Raw genomic sequence first — 26653 nt, forward strand, 5'->3', positions numbered from 1 at the left:
GCACTCACTGAATCCCTGAACAGATCCCTGGTAGGAGTGTTGCTATGAAACTGAAAAAAACCGCCCTGGTCATGCTTTTTGCTCTGAGTGCTCCACTGGTTCAGGCAGCAGACAGCGCACCATACACCTATCGCATGGTGGCCGAGCAGCCATCTGACGTGAAAGACCAGGAAATCGCAGGTTTGTTCGATCGCTGGAACACGGCGCTGAAAACCGGCAACCCTCAGACGGTCGTCAGCCTGTATGCATCGAACGCCGTATTGCAGCCGACCGTTTCCAACAAGGTGCGTGCCACCCCGGCAGAGATCAAGGACTACTTCGATCACTTCCTGGCACTCAAGCCGGCCGGTGAGATCAACTACCGTGAAATCCGTCGCCTGGGTGCGGACGCAGCAGTGGACAGCGGTGTCTACACCTTCACCCTGACCGCTGCCGATGGCAAGAAGAGCAAGGTGCAGGCGCGTTACACCTTCCTGTACGAGCGTGTGGGCGGGCAGTGGAAGATCCTGAACCACCACTCTTCGGCCATGCCGGAAGTGCAGCCTGAGTATCAGGTCAGCCGCTGATTCAAAACCTCGTGAGTCTGATTCACATCCGGAGCCTTTGCTCCGGATGTGCTTTTTGGCGTGTCTGAAATCGAAGTCAGTTTCTGACGCCGCTGACCTTGCGGCAGTGAATCAGTGCATCGCGGATCATGAAGTTCACCAGGGTAGGGGATACGCCCAGCTCCTTGGCGATGTCTTTCTGCGGTACGCCGTGCAGGCGGTACATTTCAAAGGCGTACCGGGTGCGGTCCGGCAGCTCCGACAGGGCGTCGGCGATTTTCTCCAGGCTGGAGAAGTTGATATGCGCGCTTTCCGGTGATGCCCCCTGGACCACAACATTCAAGCCTTCATCTTCGGGGCCTGTGTATTTCAGCTCCAGGGCCTGCTTGCGATAGTGATCGATGGCCAGGTTGCGCACGATCTGGAACAGATAGCTGAGCTGGGCCTTGAACGACAGGGTCATCTGGGGAGCGGAGCGCAGCCTGAAAAAGGCATCCTGTACCACATCTTCTGCACGCGAGCGGCAACCTACGATGCGGGCGGCAATCTTGACCAGCAGCATGTAGTTATCGATAAAAACCTGGAGTAAGGGTGAGTCGCACTTACTTGTGAGCACTTGTTCCGTCATGGAATTCACCTTGCTGCGAAATCGTTGGGGAAGGTGTCCGGCAGAGGGGTGGCACCAACTGATGGGCGGCTAAACTAGTCTTAATGATAATTATTGTCAAATGCGAAGACGATTCAGTGCCCTCGTGAGGTGCGACTCGGCCCTCTGTGCGCTTTTGACGCGCATCGCTCAGATGCGACTAATTATTTCCAGATGCCATCCGTTCTCATTGATGACAGGCCAGTCCACGACTGCGGCCATGGACCAATCAGGAGGACACAATGGGTTTCGATCGCGCGCATCGCAGCTTTTTCATCGGCGTACCGGATGGCAGGGTCTGATATGAGCACTCCCTCGAACCTGACGCTGTTCTGCCTGCCCTTTTCCGGGGCCAGTGCGATGTTTTACAGCTCGTGGCGGCGCAAGTTGCCCGAGTGGCTGAGCGTTCGCCCGCTTGAGCTGCCAGGCCGCGGCATGCGCATGGACGAGCCGCTGCACACCGATATCGTGCAACTGGCCAATCGTCTGGCCGATGAAATCAGCGTTGAGCTGGATAAACCCTATGCCCTGTTCGGGCACAGCCTGGGCGGCCTGCTGGCTTTCGAGCTGGCGCATGTCCTGCGGGCGCGTGGCCTGCCTGCACCGTTGGCCATGTTCACCTCGGCAACGGCGGGGCCGGTACGTCGCGACGTGAGCGAGTACGCCCTGGAAAAGACCGACGAACAACTGATCGCCCGCCTGCGGGAGCTCGGAGGCACCAGTGAAAACGTCATCGCCAACGAAGAGCTGATGCAGTTGATGCTGCCGATCCTGCGTGCCGATTTCCTGGTCTGCGGCAGCTTCAAATACGGCGAGCGCGAGCCCTTGAGCGTGCCGATCCATGTGTTTGGCGGCAAGCAGGACAGCGTCAGCGTCGAGGAACTGCTCGACTGGCAGGAAGAAACCCGCACCGGTTTCTCGCTGGACATGTTCGAGGGCCATCACTTCTACCTGATCGATGAGCAGGCGCAATTGCTTCGCCATCTGCGGCGTTACGCCGAACAACACCTGGCCCGCTGGCGCAACAGCGCAGCGCGGCATATGGCCCGGGCTGCCGGTTAACCCCCTATTGCCTTGCGCGCGTCTCTGCCTGTCGGAGCGCGCGTTTTTTCTTGAAATCCAGACCTCATTTGGCAAGCCGAATACAGCAGGAACCCCATCATGGATGCGTTTGAACTCCCCGATACCCTGGCCCAAGCCCTTCAGCGTCGTGCACAGCAGACGCCGGACCGCCTGGCCCTGCGTTTTCTGACCGACGAAAAAGACCAGGGCATTGTGCTGACCTACCATGATCTGGACCTGCGGGCGCGGACCATCGCGGCGGCTCTCAAGGCCGAAGCTGTGCCGGGGGATCGTGCGATTCTGCTGTTCCACAGCGGCCCGGACTACGTGGCTGCATTCTTTGGTTGCCTGTATGCCGGTGTCATCGCCGTGCCAGCCTATCCGCCGGAGTCCAATCGCCGTCACCACCAGGAGCGTTTGCTGTCGATCATCGCCGATGCCGAGCCGCGCCTGCTGTTGACCGGTTCGGACCTGCGCCCGGCCTTGTTGCAGATGGATGAGCTGGTGACTGCCGATGCGCCGCAACTGCTGTGCGTCGATACCCTCGACAGCGCCATTGCCGAAGGCTGGCAGGGACCTGAGCTGGTCAGTGACGATATCGCCTTCCTGCAATACACCTCCGGTTCCACGGCCTTGCCCAAGGGCGTTCAAGTCAGTCATGGCAACCTGGTCGCCAACGAGTTGCTGATTCGCGGCGGCTTCGGGATTGACGTCAACCCGGATGATGTGATCGTCAGCTGGCTGCCGCTGTACCACGACATGGGGCTGATCGGCGGTCTGCTGCAACCGATCTTCAGCGGCGTGCCGTGCGTGTTGATGGCCCCAGCCTATTTCCTGACCCGGCCTTTGCGCTGGCTGGAAGCGATCAGCGAATACGGCGGCACCATCAGTGGCGGTCCGGACTTCGCCTACCAGCTGTGCAGCTCGCGGGTCAGCGATTCGGCCCTGGCGCGCCTGGACCTCAGCCGCTGGCGCGTGGCCTATTCGGGGTCCGAGCCAATCCGTCAGGACAGCCTGGACAGCTTCGCCGAAAAATTCGCTGTCTGCGGTTTCACCCCGGACAGTTTCTTCGCCTCCTATGGCCTGGCCGAAGCCACGCTGTTCGTGGCCGGTGGTCAGCGGGGCAAGGGCATTCCGTCGCTGCGTCTGGATGAGCGCGCTCTGGCCCGCAACGTGGCCGAGCCGGGTGATGGCAACCCGGTCATGAGTTGCGGTACCAGCCAGCCTGAGCACGGCGTCCTGATTGCCGATCCGCAGACCCTGGCGGTACTGGGCGAAAACAGCGTGGGCGAAGTCTGGGCCTGTGGTCCGAGCATTGCCCATGGCTACTGGCGCAACCCCGAGGCCACGGCCAAGACGTTCGTCGAGCACGAAGGTCGTACCTGGCTGCGTACTGGCGATCTGGGTTTCCTGCGCCATGGCGAGCTGTACATCACCGGTCGCCTGAAAGACATGCTGATCGTGCGTGGACACAACCTGTACCCTCAGGACATCGAAAAGGCCGTCGAGCGCGATGTCGATGTGGTGCGAAAGGGCCGGGTGGCGGCGTTTGCCGTGACCCAGCAAGGCAGCGAGGGGATCGGCATTGCGGCGGAGGTCGGTCGCAGCGTGCAGAAAACCCTGACGCCCGAAGCGTTGATCAAGAGGATTCGTCAGGCGGTGGCCGAAGCCTTCCAGGAAGCGCCGAGCGTGGTGGTGCTGCTCAATCCGGGTGCGCTGCCCAAGACCTCCAGCGGCAAGCTGCAACGTTCTGCCTGCCGTACCCGACTGGCCGATGGCAGTCTGGACAGCTACGCGGTCTTCCCTGAAAGCGTCGCCGCCGCCAAGGAGGCCGCTTCAGCCTCCAGCTCCAATCTGCAGACGCAGGTGGCGAAAATCTGGTGTGAGCACTTGCAGGTCGAAGAAGTGGCGGCCGACGACCACTTCTTCCTGCTGGGCGGTAACTCGATCATTGCGACCCAGGTGGTCGCGAGCCTGCGCGAAGCGCTGGGTATCGAGCTGAACCTGCGTCTGCTGTTCGAGGCCCCGACCCTGGCCGCGCTGGTCGCCCGGATCGAAGTGCTGCAACGCGATGGCCAGACTCAGGACGCCATTGCCCGTTTGCCGGGTCATGAGGCCTTGCCGCAATCCCTGGCCCAGAACCGCCTGTGGTTCCTCTGGCAACTGGACCCGCAAGGCAGCGCCTACAACATTCCTGGCGGCCTGCACCTGCGCGGCGAGCTGGACGTCACGGCCCTGAGCAGCAGCTTCCAGCGTCTGGTCGAGCGTCATGAATCCCTGCGCACCCGTTTCTACGAGCAGGATGGCGTGGCCCTGCAACGCATCGATACGGCCAGCGAACTTCCGCTGTCGGTGATCGATATCAGCGACCTGTCCAGCGAAGAGCGTCAGACCCGTGCTCAGGCCATTCGTGAAGAGCAGGCGCGTCTGCCGTTCGATCTGGTCAACGGCCCGTTGCTGCGCGTGACGCTGGTGAAGCTGGACGATGAAGAGCATCAATTGCTGGTCACGCTGCATCACATCGTGGCCGACGGCTGGTCGCTGAATGTATTGATCGACGAATTCTCGCGTCTTTACGGTGCCGCCCTCCAAGGGCAGACCCTGGAACTGGCACCGTTGTCGGTGCGTTACGCCGATTATGGCCAGTGGCAGCGCGACTGGCTGGCCCGTGGCGAAGCCCAGCGCCAGCTCGATTACTGGAAAGCGCAACTGGGCGACGAGCAGCCGACCCTGAGTCTGGCCACCGATCATCCGCGTTCGGCTCGCCAGCAACACAGCGCTTCACGTTACAGCCTGCGTCTGAGTAACGAGCTGAGTGCCGCGGTGAAACATGCTGCCCAGGCCTACCAATCGACACCGTTCATGGTGTTGCTCGCCGGTTTCCAGAGCCTGCTGCATCGCTACACCGGGCAGACCGATATCCGTATCGGGGTGCCCGGTGCCAACCGTCCGCGTCAGGAAACCCAGGGGCTGATCGGTTTCTTCATCAACACCCTGGTGTTGCGTGCGCAACTGGATTCGCGCCTGCCATTTTCCGCCTTGCTGGCGCAGACACGTCAGGTGGCTCTGGAGACTCAGGCGAATCAGGACCTGCCGTTCGATCAACTGGTCGAAGCCTTCCCGCAGGCCCGTGAGCAGGGGTTGTTCCAGGTCATGTTCAACCATCAGCAGCGCGACCTGAGTGCTCTGCGCCGTCTGCCGGGGCTGCTGGCCGAAGAGTTGCCATGGCACAGCCGTGAAGCCAAGTTCGATCTGCAACTGCACAGCGAAGAAGATCGTAACGGTCGTCTGAACCTGTCCTTCGACTATGCCGACGAGCTGTTCGAGCGCGACACCATCGTGCGCATGGCCGCTCAGTTCGTGCGCCTGTTGACGCAGGTCTGCGAGCAGGCCGACACGGTGCTGGGCGACGTGCAACTGCTCAGCGCCGATGAACAGGCCGAACAGGCACGCTGGGGCGCTGCGCCTTGTGCGCCGGCCGGACACTGGTTGCCGGAACTGCTGAATCGTCAGGTCCAGCAAACCCCTGAGCGCATTGCCCTGATGTGGGAGGGCGGCAGCCTCGATTTCGCCAGCCTGCATGCCCAGGCCAACCGTCTGGCGCATTATCTGCGCGACAAGGGCGTCGGTCCGGACATCAAGGTGGCGATTGCCGCCGAGCGCTCGCCTGAACTGCTGATCGGCCTGCTGGCCATTCTCAAGGCCGGTGGTGCCTATGTGCCGCTGGACCCGGATTACCCGACCGAGCGACTGGCCTACATGCTCAGCGACAGCGGCGTGTCCCTGTTGCTGACCCAGAGCCATCTGCTGGGCGATCTACCGAGCGCCGAAGGCGTCAGCACCATCGCCATGGACACCCTGCACCTGGATAACTGGCCGGTCAGTGCGCCGGGCCTGCACCTTCAGGGCGACAACCTGGCGTATGTGATCTACACCTCCGGCTCCACCGGTCAGCCCAAGGGCGTGGGCAATACCCATGCTGCGCTGGCCGAGCGCCTGCAATGGATGCAGGCCACTTATGCGCTGGATGAAACCGATGTGCTGATGCAGAAGGCGCCGATCAGTTTCGACGTCTCGGTGTGGGAGTGTTTCTGGCCCCTGATCACCGGCTGCCGCTTGTTCATTGCTTCGCCGGGCGAGCATCGCGATCCGCACCGCATTGCGCAGCGCATCCAGGAATACGGCGTGACCACGCTGCATTTCGTGCCGCCATTGCTGCAACTGTTCATCGACGAGCCTCTGGCCCGGCAGTGCAGCAGCCTGCGCCGGTTGTTCTCCGGTGGCGAGGCCTTGCCGGCCGAGCTGCGTAACCGGGTGCTGGAACAACTGCCGAACGTGCAGTTGCACAACCGCTATGGCCCGACCGAAACCGCGATCAACGTGACGCACTGGCATTGTCAGGTGGCGGACGGCGAGCGCTCTCCGATTGGTCGTCCTCTGGGCAACGTGCTGTGCCGGGTGCTGGACAGCGACCTGAACCCGGTGCCACGTGGCGTGGCCGGTGAACTGTGCATTGGTGGCATCGGTCTGGCCCGTGGTTATCTGGGCCGTGCCGGAATGACGGCTGAGCGTTTTGTGGCCGACCCGTCCGGCGAGGAGGGCGCGCGTCTGTATCGCACCGGTGACCGTGTGCGCTGGGCGGCGGATGGCTCGCTGGAATATCTGGGACGCCTGGATCAGCAGGTCAAGCTGCGCGGTTTCCGGGTCGAACCCCAGGAAATCGAGGCGCGTCTGCTGGCTCAGGACGGTGTCGGCCAGGCGGCCGTGCTGATCCGTGAAACGGCTGCCGGCCCGCAACTGATCGGTTACTACACCGCCACGCTGGAGCAGGAAGCCGAGGCCGGGCAGATTGAGCGCATCAAGGGCGCTCTGGCCCTCGAGCTGCCTGAATACATGGTTCCGGCGCAACTGGTGCGTCTGGACAGCATGCCCTTGAGCCCCAGCGGCAAACTGGATCGTCGTGCCTTGCCCGAGCCGGTCTGGCAGAGCCGTGAGCACGTCGAGCCTGAAACCGGCTTGCAAAAACACGTTGCGGCGATCTGGCGCGAAGTGCTGGGTGTGCCGCGTGTTGGCCTGCGTGACGACTTCTTTGCTCTGGGCGGGCACTCGTTGCTGGCCACCCAGATCATTTCCCGGGTTCGTCAGGCCTGCGACATCGAGCTGCCACTGCGTGCCTTGTTCGAGGCCAGCGAGCTGGGCGCGTTTGTCGAGCAGGTCCAGGCCATTCAGGCCTCCGGCGCCCGCAACAGCCAACAGGCGATTGCCCGGATCGACCGCAATCAGCCAGTGCCGCTGTCCTACTCCCAACAACGGATGTGGTTCCTCTGGCAGATGGAGCCGGACAGCCCGGCCTACAACGTGGGCGGGATGGCGCGCCTGAACGGCGTGCTGAACATCGAATGCTTCGAAGCGGCCTTGCAGGCCTTGATCCTGCGCCATGAAACCCTGCGCACCACCTTCCCGAGCGTCAATGGTGTGGCTTGCCAGAAAGTCTCCGAGGAAACCGGCCTGCGCATGCAATGGCAGGACTTCTCGGCGCTGCAAGGCGAAGCCCGCCAGCGCCGCCTGCAGGAATTCGCCGACAGCGAGGCGCACACGCCGTTCGATCTGGAAACCGGTCCATTGCTGCGGGCCTGCATGGTCCGGGCGGGCGAGCTGGAGCATTACTTCGTCCTGACCTTGCACCACATCGTCACTGAAGGCTGGGCGATGGACATCTTCGCCCGCGAATTGGGGCTGCTCTACGAAGCGTTCCTTGAAGGTCGTCCTTCGCCGCTGGAGCCTCTGGCGGTGCAGTACCTGGATTACAGCGTCTGGCAGCGTCAGTGGATGGAAGCGGGCGAGCGTCAACGCCAACTGGATTACTGGACTGCGCAACTGGGCAACGAGCACCCATTGCTGGAACTGCCGAGTGACCGTCCGCGTCCGCCGGTGCAGAGCCACAAGGGCGAGCTGTATCGTTTCGACCTGAGCGATGAACTGGCGGCGAAGGTGCGCGCCTTCAACGCCAGCCATGGCCTGACCCTGTTCATGACCATGACCGCCACCCTGGCGACACTGCTCTATCGCTACAGCGGCCAGACCGACCTGCGTATCGGCGCTCCGGTGGCCAACCGGATTCGTCCGGAAAGCGAAGGGTTGATCGGTGCCTTCCTCAATACCCAGGTGCTGCGTGTGCAGCTCGACGGGCAGATGAGCGTCGATCAACTGTTCGAGCAGGTCCGTCACACGGTCATCGAAGGCCAGTCCCATCAGGACCTGCCGTTCGATCATTTGGTCGAAGCCCTGCAACCGCCGCGCAGTGCGGCGTATAACCCGCTGTTCCAGGTGATGTGCAACGTGCAGCGCTGGGAGTTCCAGCAGAGCCGCGAACTGGCGGGCATGACCGTGGAATACCTGGTCAACGATGCCCGTGCGACCAAGTTCGACCTGAACCTGGAAGTCACCGAACTGGATCACCGCCTGGGTTGCTGCCTGACCTACAGCACCGACCTGTTCGACGAGCCACGCATTGCACAAATGGCCGGGCATTTGCTCAATCTCTTGCAAGCCTTGTTGACCGATCCGGCACAGCGTCTGAGCGAGCTGCCGCTGTTGCAGGACGCCGAGCGTCAGCAATTGCTCGACAGCCTGGGCATCGAAGCGGGCGAACAGCGTCTGGATCAGTGCATCCACAGCCTGTTTGCCGAACAGGCCAGGGCGCGTGGCGATGCACCGGCGCTGACCTTTGCCGGTGAAACCCTGAGTTATGCCGAACTGGAGGGCCGTGCCAATCGTCTGGCCTGGATGCTGCGCGAGCGTGGCGTCGGCCCGCAAGTGCGTGTCGGTCTGGCGCTGGAGCGTTCGCTGGACATGGTGGTCGGCCTGCTGGCGATCCTCAAGGCCGGTGGCGCTTATGTACCACTGGACCCGGAATACCCGCTGGAGCGTCTGCAATACATGATCGAAGACAGCGGCATTGGCCTGCTGTTGAGCGATGCTGCGTTGTTCGACGCGCTGGGCGAGTTGCCGGAGGGCGTCGGTCGCTGGTGCCTGGAAGATGACTTGCCTGCGCTGGCGGCATACCCGACGGACGAATTGCCGTTCATCAGCCTGCCGCAGCATCAGGCCTACCTGATCTACACCTCTGGCTCCACCGGCAAGCCCAAGGGCGTGGTGGTATCCCATGGCGAAATCGCCATGCATTGCCAGGCGGTGATCCGTCGTTTCGAGATGCGTCCCGATGATTGCGAGCTGCATTTCTATTCGATCAACTTCGACGCTGCCACCGAGCGTCTGCTGGTGCCGCTGCTCAGCGGCGCACGTGTGGTCTTGCGCGCCCAGGGCCAATGGGACGCCGAAGAGATCTGCGAGCTGATCCGCAGCCAGCAGGTCAACATTCTCGGTTTCACCCCAAGCTATGGCAGCCAGTTGGCGCAATGGCTGTCGACTCAGGGCCAGACCCTGCCGGTGCGCATGTGCATCACCGGTGGCGAAGCGCTGACCGGCGAGCATTTGCAGCGCATCCGTGCGGTCTTCAAGCCTGAATTGTTCTTCAACGCCTATGGCCCGACTGAAACCGTGGTCATGCCGCTGGCCAGCCTGGCACCGGCGTACCTGGAAGAGGGCGAAGCCAGCGTGCCGATCGGCAGCGTGGTCGGTGCCCGTGTGGCCTACATTCTCGATGCCGATCTGGCGCTGGTGCCGCAAGGTGCGACCGGCGAGCTGTATGTCGGCGGTGCGGGTCTGGCTCAGGGGTATCACGAGCGGGCAGCGATGACGGCCGAGCGCTTTGTCGCGGACCCGTTCACCGGCAACGGCGGTCGTCTGTACCGCACCGGCGATCTGGTGCGCCAGCGCGCCGATGGTCTGGTGGAATACCTGGGCCGGATCGACCATCAGGTGAAGATCCGTGGTTTCCGTATCGAACTGGGCGAGATCGAAACCCGCCTGCTGGAGCATGAGGCCATCCGCGAAGCCGTGGTGCTGGCGCTGGATACGCCGTCGGGCAAGCAACTGGCCGGTTATCTGGTCAGTGATGTGGCCGAAGAGGGCGAGGAGCAACAGGCGCAACTGCGTGAGTCGCTCAAGGCGCATTTGAAAGCACAGCTTCCGGACTACATGGTGCCCACGCACCTGATCCTGCTGGCGAGCATGCCCTTGACCGCCAACGGCAAACTCGACCGCCGCGCCTTGCCGGCACCGGACCCTGAGCTCAATCGTCAAAACTACGTGGCACCGACCAGCGAGCTGGAGCAGACCCTGGCGGGTATCTGGTGCGCGGTGCTGAACGTCGAGAAAGTCGGCCTCAACGATAACTTCTTCGAGCTGGGCGGTGACTCGATCCTGTCGATTCAGGTGGTCAGTCGGGCACGTCAGGCCGGGATTCACTTCAGCCCACGGGATCTGTTCCAGCATCAGACCGTGCAGACCCTGGCCGCTGTCGCCACCACCAGCGAGCAGGTGGTGGCCGAGCAAGGCCTGTTGAGCGGTGAGTCGGCCCTGACGCCGATTCAGCACTGGTTCTTCGAGACACCTGTACCTGAGCGTCAGCACTGGAACCAGGCATTGGTGCTGGAGCCGACCACTGCGCTTGAGCCTCGTCGTCTTGAGCAGGCCTTGCTGTCGCTGCTGGAGCAACATGATGCCCTGCGCCTGAGCTTCCGTGAGAACGCCGGGAAATGGCAGGCCGAACACCGCGAACTCACGGCTGAAAGCCTGTTGATTCAGGCGCAGGTTGCCGACATGAGCGAGTGCGCGGCGCTGTTCGCCGACACCCAGCGCAGCCTTGACCTGCAAAATGGCCCGCTGCTGCGCGCCTTGCTGGTGGACGGGCCGCAAGGGCAGCAACGTTTGCTGGTGGCCATTCACCACTTGGTCGTCGATGGCGTGTCGTGGCGCGTGCTGCTCGACGACCTGCAAGTCGCCTATCGCCAATTGAGCGATGACACGTCCATTCAGTTACCCGCCAAGACCAGCGCTTTCCGGGACTGGGCGGCACGTCTGAAAGCCTATGCGGGCAGTGAGTCGTTGCGCGAAGAACTGTCCTGGTGGCAAGACCAGTTGAGCGGTCCGGCTGTCGAACTGCCGTGCGATGCACCGCAAGGTGGCGGGCAGAACCGGCATGCGCAGACGGTCAGCGTGCGTCTGGATGCCCAGAGCACCCGTCAGTTGCTGCAACAGGCGCCGAGCGCGTATCGGACTCAGGTCAACGACCTGCTGCTGACTGCGCTGGCCCAGGTGATCTGCCGCTGGACCGGTCAGGACTCGACCCTGGTCCAGCTGGAAGGCCATGGCCGCGAAACGCTGTTCGACGAGATCGACCTGACCCGTACGGTTGGCTGGTTCACCAGTGCCTATCCTGTCCGTCTGACTCCGGCACTGACTGCCGATGCCGGGCCGGGCGATTCGATCAAGCACATCAAGGAGCAATTGCGTCAGGTGCCGCACAAGGGACTGGGTTATGGCGTCCTGCGTTATCTGGCCGATGACGCGAATCGTCAGGCCATGCAGACCCTGCCGACCGCGCCTGTCACCTTCAACTACCTGGGGCAGTTCGACCAGAGTTTCGGTAGCGATGCCTTGTTCCGGCCGGTGGAAGAGTCGGCGGGGGCGGCCCATGATGCGAATGCGCCGTTGCCGAACGAACTGAGCATCGACAGTCAGGTGTATGGCGGCGAACTGGTACTGCGCTGGACCTTCAGTGGCGAGCGTTATCAGACCGAGGCCATTACCGAGCTGGCACAGGCCTATCTGGCGCAATTGCAGGCGCTGATCGCTCACTGTCTGGCAGACGGCAGCGGCGGCCTGACGCCTTCGGACTTCCCGCTGGCGGCGCTGGATCAGGCGCATCTGGATGCGCTGCCGGTTCCGGCCAACAGTATCGAAGACGTCTACCCGCTGACCCCGATGCAGGAGGGCATGCTGCTGCACACCCTGCTGGAACCGGGCACCGGTCTGTATTTCATGCAGGATCGCTACCGCATCAACAGCGAACTGGACCCGCAGCGTTTCGACCAGGCCTGGCAAGCGGTTATTGCCCGTCATGAAGCCTTGCGTGCCTCGTTCTGCTGGAACATCGGCGAAACCATGCTGCAAGTGATCCATAAACCGGGCAATACGCCGATCGATTATCTGGACTGGCGCGATGTGGCGCAGGACGAGCAGGAGCCACGTCTGCAAGCCTTGCTCAAGTCCGAGCGCGAGGCCGGTTTTGATCTGCTCAATCAGCCGCCGTTCCACCTGCGCCTGATCCGCGTGGACGACGCTCGCTACTGGTTCATGATGAGCAACCACCACATCCTGATCGATGCCTGGTGCCGTTCGCTGCTGATGAACGACTTCTTCGACATCTATACCGCTCTGGGCGAGGGGCGCGATGCACAACTGGCGGCACCGCCTCGTTATCGCGACTACATCGGCTGGCTGCAACGCCGTGGTCTGGTGCAGGCCCGCGACTGGTGGCGCAATAACCTCAAGGGCTTCGAGCGTCCGACGCCGATCCCGAGCGACCGTCCGTTCCTGCGTGAGCATGCCGGTGACAGCGGCGGCATGGTGGTCGGTGACTGCTACACCCGTCTGGATGTTACGGACGGCGTGCGATTGCGTGAACTGGCCCAGCAGCACAAGCTGACCGTCAACACCTTTGCCCAGGCGGCCTGGGCCCTGACCCTGCGGCGCATGAGTGGCGATCGCGACGTGCTGTTCGGTGTCACCGTGGCCGGGCGGCCGGTGGACATGCCGCAGATGCAGCGCACTGTGGGCCTGTTCATCAACACCATCGCCCTGCGCGTGGCCTTGCCGCAGGACGACCAGCGTTGCAGCGTTCGTCAGTGGCTCAATGGCCTGCTGGAAAGCAACATGGAGCTGCGCGAATACGAATACCTGCCGCTGGTGACCATCCAGGAAAACAGTGAGCTGCCCAAGGGCCAGCCGTTGTTCGACAGCCTGTTCGTGTTCGAGAACGCACCGGTGGAAGTCTCGGTACTGGACCGTGCGCAAAGCCTCAATGCCACCTCGGATTCGGGCCGTACCCACACCAACTACCCGCTGACCGCCGTCTGCTACCCCGGCGATGACCTGGGGCTGCATTTGTCCTATGACCAGCGCTATTTCGACGAAAGCACCGTTCAAGGCATGCTGGGCGAGTTCAAGCGCCTGTTGCTGGCGTTGATCGAGGGCTTCCATGGCGACATGTCCGAACTGGCGTTGCTGAGCGAAACGGAGCGTGAATTCCTGCTCGACGGCTGCAACCAGAGCGCTCATGACTACCCGCTGGAGCGCAGCTACGTCGAGCTGTTCGAGGCGCAGGTCGACGCCCATCCGCAACGCGTTGCCGTCAGTTGCCTGGACCGTCAGTACAGCTATGCCGAACTGAACACCCTCAGCAACCGTCTCGGTCATGCCCTGATCGAAGCCGGTGCCGGTTTCGATCAGCCGATTGCCCTGCTGGCCGAGCGTGGTCCGGAGTTGCTGGGCATGATCATCGGCAGCTTCAAGGCCGGTGCCGGTTACCTGCCGCTGGACCCGGCGCTGCCGAACCAGCGTCTGAGCGGCATCATCGAACAAAGCCGCACGCCGGTTCTGGTCTGCAGTGCCGAATGCCATGAACAGGCCCAGGCCCTGCTGGCCGATATCGCCGAAGCGAATCGTCCGCGTCTGCTGGTCTGGGAAACGGTGCAGCAGGGCGAGCAGGCCCGGAACAATCCGGGCCGTTACAGCGCGCCGGACAACCTGGCCTACGTGATCTTCACCTCGGGTTCTACCGGCTTGCCTAAAGGCGTGATGGTCGAGCAGCGCGGCATGCTCAACAACCAGTTGAGCAAGGTGCCTTACCTGAGCCTGAGCGATGCCGATGTGATCGCCCAGACCGCTTCGCAGAGCTTCGACATTTCGGTCTGGCAGTTCCTTGCCGCGCCGCTGTTCGGTGCGCGGGTGGACATCGTGCCGAACGATATTGCCCGTGATCCGCAGGCTTTGCTGAGCCATGTCCAGACCCAGAAAATCACGGTACTGGAAAGCGTGCCGTCCCTGATTCAAGGCTTGCTGGCCGAGGAGCGCGTGAGCCTCGACGGTCTGCGCTGGATGTTGCCGACCGGTGAGGCCATGCCGCCGGAACTGGCTAATCAATGGTTGCAACGCTACCCGGATATCGGACTGGTCAACGCCTATGGCCCGGCCGAGTGTTCCGATGACGTGGCGTTCTTCCGCGTCGATCCGGCGTCGACCCGCAGCACTTACCTGCCGATCGGTACGCCGACGGACAACAACCGTCTGTACCTGCTCGACGAGGCGCTGGATCTGGTGCCGCTGGGGGCCGTGGGTGAACTGTGCGTGGCCGGGACCGGTGTCGGTCGCGGTTATGTCAGCGATCCGCTGCGCACCGTACCGGTCTTCGTGCCCAACCCGTTCGGTGCGCCGGGCGAGCGTCTGTACCGCACGGGCGATCTGGCGCGCAGACGTGCCGACGGCGTGCTCGAGTACGTGGGCCGGGTCGACCATCAGGTGAAGATCCGCGGTTACCGCATCGAGCTGGGCGAGATCGAAACCCGCCTGCAGGAGCACGAAGCGATTCGTGAATCCGTGGTGCTGGATATCGACGGGCCATTGGGTAAGGTGCTGGCGGCGTATCTGGTACCGCGTGGGAATGCCCAGGACCCGGACCTGCTGCGCGATGAGCTGAAAAGCCATCTCAAGACCAGCCTGCCGGACTACATGGTGCCAAGCCATCTGGTGATGCTCGACGCCATGCCATTGACCCCGAACGGCAAGCTGGACCGCAAGGCTCTGCCCAAGCCGGATGTCAGCCAGGTGCAGAACGAGTACGTGGCGCCGCAGACCGAACTGGAGCAGCAACTGGCTGCGATCTGGGCCGATGTGCTGAAGGTCGAGCGCGTTGGTATCACGGACAACTTCTTCGAGCTGGGCGGGCATTCGTTGCTGGCGACCCAGGTGGTCACCCGTGCCCAGAAAGTGTTGCAACGCAATGTGCCGCTGCGCGCCATGTTCGAGTTCAACACCATTCAAGGCCTGGCTGAGCATCTGGAAGGGATGGGCGGGCAGAAGGTCGACGAGGAGAAATTCGACCGGCTTGCCGACCTGATGGCCGAACTGGAGGGGCTGTGATTCAGCCTCTCGTCGGGCCGAAGGAGCTGCGGATAAAAAACACGTAACAGGGTGTAAATCCGCAGCCCACTGGCGCGTTTTTCAATAAAGGAATAAATGCCTGATGCACGACCCCCGGGTTGAGCATCAGGACACTTAACGATTTCGCTTATCAACAGCGTATTGAGGGTTGCATAGATGTCAGTCGCTACCAGGTTTATTGAAGATCAGCCGGCCCGGCTCGTACCGGGGCCAGCCGAGACGCTCTACCAGTTCGACGAATCGCCACTGTTGGCCCGGCAGAACAGCCAGGAGTCCAACGCTCGCAGCTATCCGCGACGCATCCCTCTGGCGCTCAAGCGTGCCAAGGGGCTTCATGTCGAGGACGTCGAAGGGCGTCGCTTCATCGATTGTCTGGCCGGTGCCGGTACGCTGGCGCTGGGGCATAACCATCCGGTGGTGATCGAGGCCATCCAGCAGGTTCTCAGCGACGAATTGCCATTGCATACCCTGGACCTCACCACACCGGTCAAGGATCAGTTCGTTCAGGACCTGTTCGGCCTGTTGCCGCCAGCGCTGGCGCAGGAAGCGAAAATCCAGTTCTGCGGCCCTACCGGCACCGATGCCGTGGAAGCGGCATTGAAGCTGGTGCGTACCGCGACCGGTCGCAGCACGGTGCTGTCATTCCAGGGCGGTTATCACGGCATGAGCCAGGGGGCCTTGAGCCTGATGGGCAGCCTGGGGCCGAAAAAACCGCTGGGTGCCTTGCTCAGCTCCGGTGTGCAGTTCATGCCATACCCCTACGACTACCGCTGCCCGTTCGGGCTGGGTGGTGAGCAAGGGGTCAAGGCCAACCTGAATTACCTCGAAAACCTGCTCAACGATCCCGAAGCCGGGGTGCAGCTACCGGCTGCGGTGATTGTCGAGGTGGTGCAGGGCGAGGGCGGTGTCATTCCTGCGGATCTGGACTGGCTGCGCGGCCTGCGCCGAATCACCGAAAAGGCGGGCGTTGCTCTGATCGTCGATGAGATCCAGAGCGGCTTTGCCCGTACTGGCAAGATGTTCGCCTTCGAGCACGCCGGCATCATTCCGGACGTGGTGGTGATGTCCAAGGCCATCGGCGGCAGCCTGCCGCTGGCCGTCGTGGTCTACCGCGAATGGCTGGATGCCTGGCAACCGGGTGCCCATGCCGGCACTTTCCGGGGTAACCAGATGGCCATGGCCGCGGGTTCTGCGGTGATGCGCTATCTCAAGGAGCACAACGTCTGCGAGCACGTGAACACTGTCGGTGCGCGCCTGACCAAGCACCTGCGCGACCTGCAACGCGATTTCCCGCAACTGGGGGATATTCGCGGTCGCGGTCTGATGCTGGGCGTCGAACTGGTGGACCCGAACGGCACCCTCGATGCATTGGGACACCCACCGGCTTTCGCCCGTCTGGCACCCCTGGTGCAGCGTGAGTGCCTCAAGCGCGGGCTGATCCTGGAGCTGGGCGGTCGCCATGGCAGCGTGGTGCGCTTCCTGCCGCCGCTGGTCATTACCGCCGAGCAGATCGACGAAGTGGCCGGGATCTTCGGGCGAGCGCTTTCGGCGGCGGTGACCAGTCTTTAATTTTTTGGCGTAGCGATACGTTCACTCTACATAGCCGTTGTGAATGAGTGCAGCGGCACTGATATAACCATGGAGAACAGCAATGACTTCAGTTTTCGACCGCGACGACATCGTCTTTCAGGTCGTGGTCAACCACGAAGAGCAATATTCCATCTGGCCTGATTACAAGGCCATCCCCAACGGCTGGCGCACCGTGGGCAAGAGCGGCTTCAAGAAGGAATGCCTGGCCTACATCGAAGAGGTGTGGACTGACATGCGTCCTCTGAGCCTGCGCCAGAAGATGGAAGCCCAGGCTGCTGCACATTGATTGAGTGACGCAACAAGCAAAACGCCCCGATGATTGTCGGGGCGTTTTTGTTTAGAGGTAGGAGCGGATTTATCCGCGAAGAGGCCGGTGAGACCCCGCTTTCGCGAATAAATTCGCTCCTACTGTGGTGGTATTTATTTTTTCAATCCGGCGATCACCTGACCGATATTTCCCTGCAACTCGGCCAGCGGATCTTCACCATCGATTCCCAGCACCAGCAATTTACTGCCCGCCGCAGTCACGGCAGCCTTCACGGCTTCCGGCGGTTGACGATGATCCAGCACCAGCGCCACATCATTGTCCTTCAGCGTCGCGGTCAGCTTCTGCAGGGCTTCTGGCGTCCACTGCTCATCAGTGAGCACCTGAGTGTCGATCAGCTCCAGATTCAACCCGCTGATCAAATAGCCGAAACGGTCGGACAGGCTGACCACGCTCAGGTTGTCGGCGCTGGCCAGACTGGCCTCGCTCTCTGCACTGAGCTTGAGCAACTGCTGCTTGAGGGCTGCCAGATTGGCTTCGATACGCGGTTTGGCGGCCGGGGCCAGGCGCACCAGATCGGCGGCCATCACATCCGCCATGCGTCCCAGGTTATTGCTGGCCAGCCACGGCTGGCTGTTCAAACCGTCCGTGCCCTGACCGGGCTGGACGGCGATGCCTGGCAGGCTGCCATCCACCGGGCGTGCGGCGTCGATTTCGACGATGCGGATATTGCTGCGACGGGCATTGGGGTAGAGCGGGTCATCGGCCCAGATCGAGCGCAGCCCTATCACGGCATCAGCTTCGACACTCAGCTTGCGCAGGGCCTCGGCGCCGCGTCCGGTGAAATAGGCGGTCTGGCGCGAGCCCGGCAGGTTGGCTGCGGCAGCACGCTCCAGTACCACGCCGCTGTCCTTGAGCAGGATCTGCCCCAGCCCGTAGGTGATGGGCAGGCTGGCCAGGACCCGAACCGGTTCCGGGCTGGTGCTTTTGGTTTCGGCGGCCTGCAAGGTATGGCTGAACAGGCCGGTGAGGGCCAGGGCGAGGGTCAATGTGCGCAGAGTAGGCATTTATCCAATATTCCCTTTGAGGCTGGGGACCGTGCCGCGAGCGATGGCGGCCAGGGCGAAGCCGATGCCGGCCACCAGAATGATCGCCGCGCCGGACGGAACGGGCAGGTCGAAGACGATAGGCAGCAGGATGCCGCACAAGGTGCTGACGGTGGCAATGGAGACCGAAATCCAGAAGAAGCCTTTCAGCGACTGGCTCAGCAACCTTGCAGCGGCGGCCGGGATCACCAGCAAGGCACCGACCAGAATGGCACCGATGACTTTCACGGCGGCCACGGTGATCAGGGTCACCAGGATCACGAACAGGTAATCCAGTGCCTTGACCGCGACACCGCGTACGGCGGCCAGTTGCGGGTTGAAGCTGGCCAGCATGATGCGGTTGTACAGCGGCAGGCTCAGCCCCATGACCAGCGAGCCGACAATCAGCAGCACCAGCAGGTCATTGCCGTTGACGGTCAAGACCGAGCCGAACAGGACGTTTTCCAGAATGTGGATGTTGATCTTGCCGGCCAGTATCAACAGCAGGCTTGCGCCCAGTGCCAGGGAGACCGAAAGAAACACGCCGATCAGGGTATCCGGTGCCAGGCCGGTGCGGTTGCGCAGGTAGTTGAGCACGATGCCGAACAACAGGCAGTAACCGAACAGGCTGCCATAAGGGCCGGTGTAGGGTTCGCCGAGCAGAATGCCGATGGCCACGCCGGTGAGGGCCGCATGGCCCACGGCTTCGGAGAAGAACGCGAAGCGCTTGACCACCACCAGCGTGCCCAGGCCACCCAGTACCGGGCCGATCAACAGGCCGGCAATCAGGGCGTTGACCACGAAGCCATAGGCCAGCGCTTCGGGCAGGTAGCCGGAGGAGGCCAGGCCTTGAATGAACAGACGGAAGCTTTCGTAATCCATCACGCAGCGCTCCCGGTGGTGTCCGCTGTGCGCGGGTGGGCAGAAAACAGCGTCAGCAGCCGTTCGGGGGTAAGGGCGGTCTGGGCCGGCTCATCGAACAGCACGCGGCGATTGAGGCCTGTGACATGGTCGGCCAGACGTTTGACGGCCTCCAGGTCGTGCTCGATCCACAGCACGGTAATGCCCGCCTGACGCCAGTCGCCGAGCAGACGTTCAAAGACCTGGATACCGGCTTCGTCGAGCGCCGACATGGGTTCGTCGAGCACCAGCAGTTGCGGTGCAGGAATCAGGCCTTGCGCCAGCAGCACACGCTGGCGTTCGCCACCGGACAATGCGCCCATGCGTCGTTTGCGCTTGTCCTGCATGCCGACGCGCTCCAGGGCTTCGCCAATGGCTTTCGCGTAATGACGGGACAGGCCGAGGAACGCAGGGCGTTTCTGGCACATGGCAGCCATGAAGTCATCGACGGTCATGGGCAGGCCGCGATCGAACTCCAGCGCCTGAGGCACATAACCGATCAGGCCGGGAGCGTCGGGCCATTGCAGGCTGAGCTGACCCTGATGGGGCATCTGCCCGAGCAGGGTCTTGATCAGTGAGCTTTTGCCGCCACCGTTCGGCCCGACCAGTGCGTGTACGCTACCGGCCCGTACGTTGAAGTTGATGCGGTCCAGAATGGTGGTGCGACCCAGGGTCAGGCTGACATCCGCGAAGGTTATGCCCGGCCCGCGACTGGCGAGGGAGATCGGTTCGGCAGCGGTCATGCGCCTGCCTCCTGAATGGCCCGGACGACAGTGTCCAGATTGCCTTTCATTTCCTTCTCGTACTTGTCGGCGCTGTATTCGCCATAGGAAATATGTGACAGCGGGTAGAGCCTGACCCCGGATTCACGCTGGATGGTGTCGACGTAAGTGGACGGAAAGTCCATCTCCGAGAAAATCACTTTCACGTCCAGCTCACGCAACTGGTCGATGGTTTTCTTCAACTGGCTCGGGCTGGGTTCGATGCCATGAGCCGGTTCGACCACGGCCGTCACCTCCAGGCCGAATTCGCGCAGCAGGTAGTCATAGGCCGCATGCACCGTAGCAACCCGCAGGTCGGCATTGGGGGCCTTGGTGAGTTTGGCCAGGGCGTCGGCGCGCATCTGACGCAGGCGTTTGCCGTAGGCACGGGCATTGGCGGTGTAGGTCTTGGCGTTGTCCGGGTCAAGCTTGCCCAGCTCGCGGGCGATGTTGTTGACCTGGGCAATGGACGCGCTGATCGACAGGAAGGTATGCGGGTTGACCACCTTGCCTGCGCCGCGGGCCGCGATCCCGGTGGCCGCCAGCAGCGGCACATCGGCGTTGGCTTCGATGGTGGCGATATCCGGCTTTTCACTGGCTTCGATCATGCGATCGGCAAAGTCGTCATGGCCAACACCGTTGAGTACGACCACATCCAGCGATCCGATGCGCTTGATGTCTTCGGCCCGGGGTTCATAGGCGTGCGGATTGAAACCGGCAGGAATCAGCGGCACCACATCGGCCTTGTCGCCCACGATATTGCTGACATAGCTGTAGTAGGGGTGCAGGGTGATGCCGATGCGCAGGCGCTTGGCCGGGTCGGCATTGACCAGAGGGGCGAGCAGTGTGGCGAGCAGGCCAACCAGTACGACGCGCAGCAATGGACGGCGTTTCAATGAAATGGGCATGGGCAAGCGGTCTTCTTTTCAGTGAATGCGTGGGTTCAGTGTCGATGCTCGCGGGTGACCCCGGCATCGTATTGCGCGACGACCTGTTTCCAGCCTGCGCTGATCAAAGCCTTGTCACCGAGGTCGGTGGGCGCAGTCGCAGAGGCCTGACGGTTGATCCAGATATCGGCTTCGCCTTTATCGTCGGCATGGACGCGCATCAGAAACGATCCAGCGACCGTCGGTGCCTGGCTCAGGCCCAGATAGGATTGCTCCAGCATTTGCCAGGCATGGTTGCCACGGCTGACGGAACTGGCGTCCTGGGCAAAGGGAGCAAAGCCTTCGTCGCTCAGTTGTTGCGGGGTGACCGGTGTCTGCTGTTCCTGCGTCAGCAGCCGGATTTCATCCAGGGTCACGCGCAGGTCGGCATAGATACCTTGTTCGGCGGCACTCAGGTCGCGACGCGCATCCAGTTGATGGCTGGCGACCGCGTCGGCTTCATGCTTTTCGCCGCGAAGGCCCACCACCGTGGCGGCCACGCTCAGGATCAACAGGCACAGCAGCAGGACGTAAAGCGTTTCGTGGCCGGCTCCGGCCGGTCGGACGATCTGTCGGGTCGGCGTGCTCATGGGGCCTCGATATCGGCTTGGTCGATTTCCACGACGTGGCCGGGGCCTGCATCGAACAACACATAGAACTCGGCGGAAGGGCGTTTGAAGGTCAGGGTCGAATCGGCCCCCAGTTTGCCGGGCACCAGAATGGTTTCGTCATAGCCAATGACGTCCAGGGTCACGCCCGGCGCGCCGCTGCCATCGGAAAAACCGCCGGTGCAGCGAATCTGCTCGCTGTCGATCTGTTTACATTCGCACATGGGGTTGTGCGCCAGGGCATTGTTGCTCAGGCCCGCGCCGAGCAGGCAAAGGGCGCTGAAACCCAGCCAGCGTAGAGGGAAGCGTACGATCATTTTTGGGCTCCTTGTTTTTTCAGCCAGGCTACGGTCGTAGGGGAGGCCTGTTGCAGAGGAATGGAGGTCTGATGCACGGAGCCGTCCCAGCCTTCCATGGTGATCCAGAGGTCCAGATCGGGGTCGGTGTTTTCCGGGATCTGCATGAACGCTGTCATGCGGTAGGCCACGCCGAAGAAAATCACCCCGGCGGTGCGCAGGCTGCGCGGCTTGCCGATCCGCAGGTAAGTGGCCTTGACCTGATCGGCACAGCTTTCGCACAGCGAAGCATTGAAGTTTTTCATGTAGCCCGAGGCGCCGGAAAAGATCGGGGCCTCATTGCGCTCTTCGGCCAGTTTCATGCTCCAGGGGCCGACCTGGACCTCACCGATGTCGCGCTGCCCAAGCCCCTTGTCGCCACGGGACAGGGCATTGTCAGCGAAATACTTGGGCATGAAACCCAATGGAATCAGCACCAGCAGGATGTTGATGTGGAAACGCCATTTCTTCCAGAACTGACCCAGAGACGATGCGGGTTGTACGGTTGCGGCCTTGCTCACAGGGTGTTCTCCGGAATCTCGGTAGCCAGGGTCGGGCGCGGCTGTTGCTGTTTCTTGAGGGCTGTCTGTTCGGCCTTGGCGTCGCGCTTCAGGGCGTTGAGGGTGGCCAGCGCCGTGCGTTTGCTCCAGATCAGCAGGCCGCTGAGGACCATCATACTCAACACCAGACCGAAGAAGGCCCAGATCAGCTTGATCCAGATACCGCCGAAGTCACCGGTGTGCAGCGGACGCATGGATTCGGTCACGAACTCCAGCTTGTTGCGGTCCGACAGCAGGTGCGAGGTGGCAATTTCACCGCTGTACGGGTTGATCTCGGCTGTCTGATACATCAGGGGATACCAGCTGCGACCACCGACCTCCATGTTGCTGTAGGCGTTGCTGGGCGGGCTGATGAAGCTGGCTTCAAGGCCGGGAATCCGCTGTTTTGCGATTTCGACGGCCTTGTCCAGGCTGATGGTGGGGGCCGGGCTGCCATCCGCGGTGAGAGGCACGCTGCTGTGGGGAATGATCGAGGCCGCCTGGGATTTGCTGGAAATACTGATCTGGTTATCCCAGAGCAGGGCCTGGATCAGGAACCAGGTGCCGGTGATCGAAATGACGGCAATGAACCAGATCGACCAGATGCCGCTCAGGCGATGGAAATCGCCCCAGAAGATACGCGCGCCATGCTTGAAGCGCAGCGTGGGTTTCAGGAAGCCTTTCCAGAATTTCTTGTAGACCACCAGCCCGGTGATGAGCGATACCAGCATCGGCAGGCCGAGAATCGATACCAGGTACCAGCCCCAGGAATACCCGTTGGTGAACGGCACCAGCCACCAGCCGTGCAGGGCACGGGTGAAGCGCCGGAAGTCGAACGAAGGCGTGACGCCCTGGATCAGTCCGGTGTACGGGTTCACATAGGCCGGCACGGAGCGTCCGTCGGGGTAGGTCACGTTGACGCTCAGGGCGAAATACTCGCCGTCGGGCTGCATCATGGTCCCGATGATCAGGTTCGGTTCGTTACGCTCTATCGTGGCCCTGATCTGCTCGAAACTGAGGCGTGGCGCATCGTCCGATGGCTTGACAGCCCGCATTTCCGGGTTGGCCAGCCACATGATTTCCTTGCTGACCACGGCCAGCGTTCCGGTGACGCAGACGATCAGCACGAAAAACCAGATCGGTAAGGCCAGCCAGCTGTGGACCAGAAACCAGATTTTGGAACGGGACTTCTTTGACATGTGTAAACGGTCTCGATTCACGGTTTTGGAGCCTCCCTGTGCATAACACGGGCTCCTTCTTGAGAAAAACGGTCATGGCCTTTTTGCCGATGCTGCCGCCGCATCTTATAAAGACGAATGAGAATGAAATAGGTGTAAGTATTTATTGTGTGCAAATGAAAGTAAATGTTTCCAGGGAGCATGGATGCGCTGCTCATCTGCCGGGAAAGCCTAATTTTCAGGCGGCCCGATACGTTCAATCAGGACGTCGGTGTTGCGTCAGGCCGTTGGGGCTCGGACGCTTTGCCATCAAGGGAGAGTCATCATGAGTCATACGTTGAGTTTGAATATCCGGCCACTGCAGGCAGGGGCGGGTACCTTGCCCATGCTGGTTCAGGCACCCGAGCCGGGTCTGGACTTGATGGAAACCCTGGGCGAGTTCAAGCCACTGGTTGCCGAGCACCTGTATCGCTGTGGCGGAATTCTGTTCCGGGGCTTCAACGTCGGAGGCGCCGAGGCGTTCCGTGAGTTTGCCGCCGGGTTCGGCGATCCGTTGCTCACTTATGAGTTCGGTTCCACGCCACGCAGCAACGTGACCAAAGGTGTCTACACCTCCACCGAATACCCGGCCCACCAGAGCATTCCACTGCACAACGAGCAGGCTTATACACTGGAATGGCCGATGCGTATCTGGTTCTACAGCATGATTGCTGCCGAAACCGGTGGTGAAACCCCTATCGCAGACAGCCGTGAAATCTACCGCCGCATTCCGGCGCGGATCCGTGATCGTTTCGTCGAAAAGAAACTGATGTACGTCCGTAACTTTGGTAACGGTCTGGATGTGGACTGGAGCCAGGTGTTCAACACCGAAGATGAAAGTGTCGTCGAGGCCTATTGCCGCGCCCACAACATCCAGTGTGAATGGAAGGACGATGGCGAACTGCGTACCCGGCAGATCTGTCAGGCCGTGGCGCGTCATCCGGTGACTCAGGACATGGTCTGGTTCAACCAGGCGCACCTGTTCCATATCTCCAACCTGCAACCGGAAGTGCGCGAAACCCTGCTGGATGTCGTGGACGAAGAAGACTTGCCGCGCAACGTCTATTACGGTGATGGCTCACCTATCGAGGAGGGCCTGCTGGATGAAGTCCGTGGCGTGCTCGACGAATGCACCATCAGCTTCCCGTGGCTGGAAAACGATGTCCTGATGCTGGACAACATGCTCTCGGCCCACGCGCGCTCGCCGTTTACCGGTAAGCGCAAGGTCGTGGTAGCCATGGCCCAGGGGCATTCCGAATCGGCCAGGTGATCCTCTTCACCTAGCCGTTCTCAAAGTCGAAAGGATAGTCAAAGTCCTCAGCCTTGGGCGTTGCAAAAATGCCCTTGGCTTCCTGGCGGCGGTACCAGGCTTCGATAGTCAGTTCCTTGCTCAGCCGTGCCTTGATAACGCACGGTTGTTGCTGCCAGGGGTAGCGCTGCAACTGTTGGTTCAGCTTCTTTTCTCCCGAGGTTTTCCAGCCGTTCATGGCCTGATCACGCCAGCGGCGGGGTTTGCGTTGGGTGCGTGCATCATGGGCGACCGTGACGGGGTCCAGGTGGCGGCTTTGCTCCAGCACGGGCAGATCGGGCAGAGGCTGGGTGACGTCCATGTAACGTTGCAGGCAGTCCCAGAAGGCCAGGGCATTGGCTGTGTCCAGACCCAATGAATGCATCCTGTCTGCCAGACAGACTTTGTTGTCGGTGTAACGGTGATGCAGCGTTATCGTGTAGCCGTAACCTGCGGACAGTGTGGTCAGCACCGGATCGAACTCTTCAAAGGGGGCTACGAACAAGCCCTGACAGAGCCGCTTGAAGCGCACCATCCCGTCTCCTCGATTGAACTCGCTTCCGTCATGCTTACTGAAGGTGTCATATAGCCAGAACAGGCAATTGAAGCCAATGGCGGCCATGAAATAGAGAAAGGCACCTAGCCATAGGGCAACTTGTATCATGCTGTTCCCCCACAGACTACCTTTTGCCCAGAGGACAAAGCTGGAACTGATAATGAATCCGCAGATTTGAATAACGTGAGCGAGTCTTTTTTCATCCATGTGGGTGCCAATGGAGAGAATGACTAAAGGTGTCAGTATTGCTGCCATGAAATAGGCTGTTTCGGTTGGATATCTAATGAAGCCAAGCTCCTCCAAAGATGAATAGATAACTCCCACTCCCCAGCTCATCAATGAGAAGGCAATGCACATCATTTCTAAAACGTCCAGCAGTCTGGCGATTTTGCTGGATCTCTGGAAGTGCCAACACTTGGCATCGCAATATATGTCTTGTTGCCTGGCGAGCTTTTTCTGTTTCTTTTGAGTCCTGTTTTTTTCGCATTCCAGTTGTCGTGTGATTTCTGTCGCCGAGTCCAGTTCGGCGTAATGGCCGAAGGCAATGTGAGTACTGGATAGTCCGCTTCGATTGAGTTGGCTGCGCCATCTTGGTAGAGGCAGAGATTCATTGTTGTCGCCTCGGTAAGCGCTATTGGCATAGGTGTTCATATCTGTCACTCATCGTCATCAAGGTGGAGTGCAAAGTTCTCAGCCTTGGGCGTTGCAAAAATGCCCTTGGCTTCCTGGCGGCGGTACCAGGCTTCGATGGTCAGTTCTTCGCTCAGTCGTGTCTTGATGACGCAGGGGTGTTGCTGCCAGGGGTAGCGCTGCAACTGTTCGTTCAGTTTCTTTTCTCCGTTCGATTTCCAGCCTCGGGTGGCCTGGTCGCGCCAGCGGCGGGGTTTGCGTTGGGTATGAGCGTCATGGGCGACCGTGACGGGGTCCAGGTGGCGGCTTTGTTCCAGCACGGGCAGGTCGGGCAAAGGCTGGGTGACGTCCATGTAGCGTTGCAGGCAGTCCCAGAAGGCCAGGGCATTGGCCTTGTCCAGCCCGAGGGTATGCAGCTTGGTGGCGAGACAGAGTCGGGTATTGGTGTAGCGGTGATAGAGGGTGATTGCATAGTCGTGGGAACCGTAGCCGCTGGGCAGCAGCGTGATCACCGCATCGAACTCCTCGAACGGCGCGACGAACAGACGTCGGAAACGCCGCTTGAAACGCACCAT

At 61.4% G+C, this 26653-nt stretch carries 16 protein-coding genes and 1 pseudogene; 6 read left to right on the forward strand and 11 right to left on the reverse strand.

Annotated elements, in window-relative coordinates; translation table 11 throughout:
• The first annotated feature begins 44 nt into the window (after positions 1-44).
• The gene (locus ACIPY9_RS13255) at positions 45-566 is read left to right on the forward strand and encodes an SgcJ/EcaC family oxidoreductase (RefSeq protein WP_400701528.1); all 522 of its coding nucleotides are present in this window, start codon (positions 45-47) and stop codon (positions 564-566) included.
• Positions 567-642: 76 nt separating this feature from the next.
• On the opposite strand, the gene ACIPY9_RS13260 is transcribed toward ACIPY9_RS13255, so the two are convergent.
• Positions 643-1173 carry an RNA polymerase factor sigma-70 gene (locus ACIPY9_RS13260; RefSeq protein ID WP_400701531.1) on the reverse strand — a complete coding sequence of 177 codons (531 nt, stop codon included), beginning with the start codon at positions 1171-1173 and terminating at the stop codon, positions 643-645.
• A gap of 321 nt (positions 1174-1494) precedes the next feature.
• On the opposite strand from ACIPY9_RS13260, the gene ACIPY9_RS13265 reads away from it, so the two are divergent.
• The 4 genes from ACIPY9_RS13265 (at position 1495) to ACIPY9_RS13280 (ending at position 17254) form a co-directional block, all read left to right on the forward strand.
• The gene (locus tag ACIPY9_RS13265) at positions 1495-2253 is read left to right on the forward strand and encodes a thioesterase II family protein (RefSeq protein WP_400701534.1); all 759 of its coding nucleotides are present in this window, start codon (positions 1495-1497) and stop codon (positions 2251-2253) included.
• Between the two features lie 96 nt (positions 2254-2349).
• Positions 2350-15357 carry a non-ribosomal peptide synthetase gene (locus ACIPY9_RS13270; protein ID WP_400701604.1) on the forward strand — a complete coding sequence of 4336 codons (13008 nt, stop codon included), beginning with the start codon at positions 2350-2352 and terminating at the stop codon, positions 15355-15357.
• 177 nt (positions 15358-15534) lie between these two features.
• Positions 15535-16947: an aspartate aminotransferase family protein gene (locus ACIPY9_RS13275; protein ID WP_400701537.1), complete on the forward strand. Its 1413-nt coding sequence runs from the start codon at positions 15535-15537 to the stop codon at positions 16945-16947.
• Positions 16948-17029: 82 nt separating this feature from the next.
• Positions 17030-17254 carry an MbtH family protein gene (locus ACIPY9_RS13280; RefSeq protein WP_400701540.1) on the forward strand — a complete coding sequence of 75 codons (225 nt, stop codon included), beginning with the start codon at positions 17030-17032 and terminating at the stop codon, positions 17252-17254.
• Positions 17255-17388: 134 nt separating this feature from the next.
• On the opposite strand, the gene ACIPY9_RS13285 is transcribed toward ACIPY9_RS13280, so the two are convergent.
• Genes ACIPY9_RS13285 through ACIPY9_RS13320 form a run of 8 tightly spaced genes read right to left on the reverse strand, consistent with a single transcriptional unit; the run spans position 17389 to position 23586 of the window.
• Positions 17389-18300 (reverse strand): metal ABC transporter substrate-binding protein, encoded by a 912-nt coding sequence (locus ACIPY9_RS13285; RefSeq protein ID WP_400701543.1) that lies wholly within the window; start codon positions 18298-18300, stop codon positions 17389-17391.
• Positions 18301-19200, reverse strand: a complete 900-nt coding sequence (locus tag ACIPY9_RS13290; RefSeq protein ID WP_400701546.1) for a metal ABC transporter permease — start codon at positions 19198-19200, stop codon at positions 18301-18303.
• A complete protein-coding gene (locus ACIPY9_RS13295; protein ID WP_400701549.1) occupies positions 19200-19961 on the reverse strand; it encodes a metal ABC transporter ATP-binding protein in 762 nt (253 codons plus the stop codon). Before ACIPY9_RS13295 ends, ACIPY9_RS13290 begins: the two co-directional genes overlap by 1 nt.
• Positions 19958-20887, reverse strand: coding sequence for a metal ABC transporter substrate-binding protein (locus ACIPY9_RS13300; RefSeq protein WP_400701552.1), 930 nt, complete (start codon positions 20885-20887; stop codon positions 19958-19960). The genes ACIPY9_RS13295 and ACIPY9_RS13300 overlap by 4 nt, the downstream gene beginning before the upstream one ends.
• Positions 20888-20922: 35 nt before the next feature.
• Entirely contained in the window at positions 20923-21495 is a 573-nt protein-coding gene (locus tag ACIPY9_RS13305; protein WP_400701555.1) for a DUF6162 family protein, read from the reverse strand.
• A complete protein-coding gene (locus ACIPY9_RS13310) occupies positions 21492-21830 on the reverse strand; it encodes a hypothetical protein (RefSeq protein ID WP_400701558.1) in 339 nt (112 codons plus the stop codon). The genes ACIPY9_RS13305 and ACIPY9_RS13310 overlap by 4 nt, the downstream gene beginning before the upstream one ends.
• Positions 21827-22369: a thiamine pyrophosphate-binding protein gene (locus ACIPY9_RS13315; RefSeq protein ID WP_400701561.1), complete on the reverse strand. Its 543-nt coding sequence runs from the start codon at positions 22367-22369 to the stop codon at positions 21827-21829. Before ACIPY9_RS13315 ends, ACIPY9_RS13310 begins: the two co-directional genes overlap by 4 nt.
• The gene (locus ACIPY9_RS13320; RefSeq protein ID WP_400701564.1) at positions 22366-23586 is read right to left on the reverse strand and encodes a PepSY-associated TM helix domain-containing protein; all 1221 of its coding nucleotides are present in this window, start codon (positions 23584-23586) and stop codon (positions 22366-22368) included. The genes ACIPY9_RS13315 and ACIPY9_RS13320 overlap by 4 nt, the downstream gene beginning before the upstream one ends.
• A gap of 304 nt (positions 23587-23890) precedes the next feature.
• Here ACIPY9_RS13320 and ACIPY9_RS13325 point away from each other — a divergent pair, with 304 nt between their 5' ends.
• The gene (locus tag ACIPY9_RS13325; RefSeq protein WP_400701567.1) at positions 23891-24874 is read left to right on the forward strand and encodes a TauD/TfdA family dioxygenase; all 984 of its coding nucleotides are present in this window, start codon (positions 23891-23893) and stop codon (positions 24872-24874) included.
• Positions 24875-24884: 10 nt separating this feature from the next.
• Here the strand turns inward: ACIPY9_RS13325 and ACIPY9_RS13330 are convergent, their stop codons facing one another.
• Positions 24885-26099, reverse strand: a complete 1215-nt coding sequence (locus tag ACIPY9_RS13330; protein ID WP_400701570.1) for a hypothetical protein — start codon at positions 26097-26099, stop codon at positions 24885-24887.
• 5 nt (positions 26100-26104) lie between these two features.
• Positions 26105-26653, reverse strand: a pseudogene (locus ACIPY9_RS13335) (hypothetical protein); the annotation flags it as partial.

Source organism: Pseudomonas sp. NPDC089734 (assembly GCF_044748865.1).
Classification (GTDB): Bacteria; Pseudomonadota; Gammaproteobacteria; order Pseudomonadales; family Pseudomonadaceae; genus Aquipseudomonas.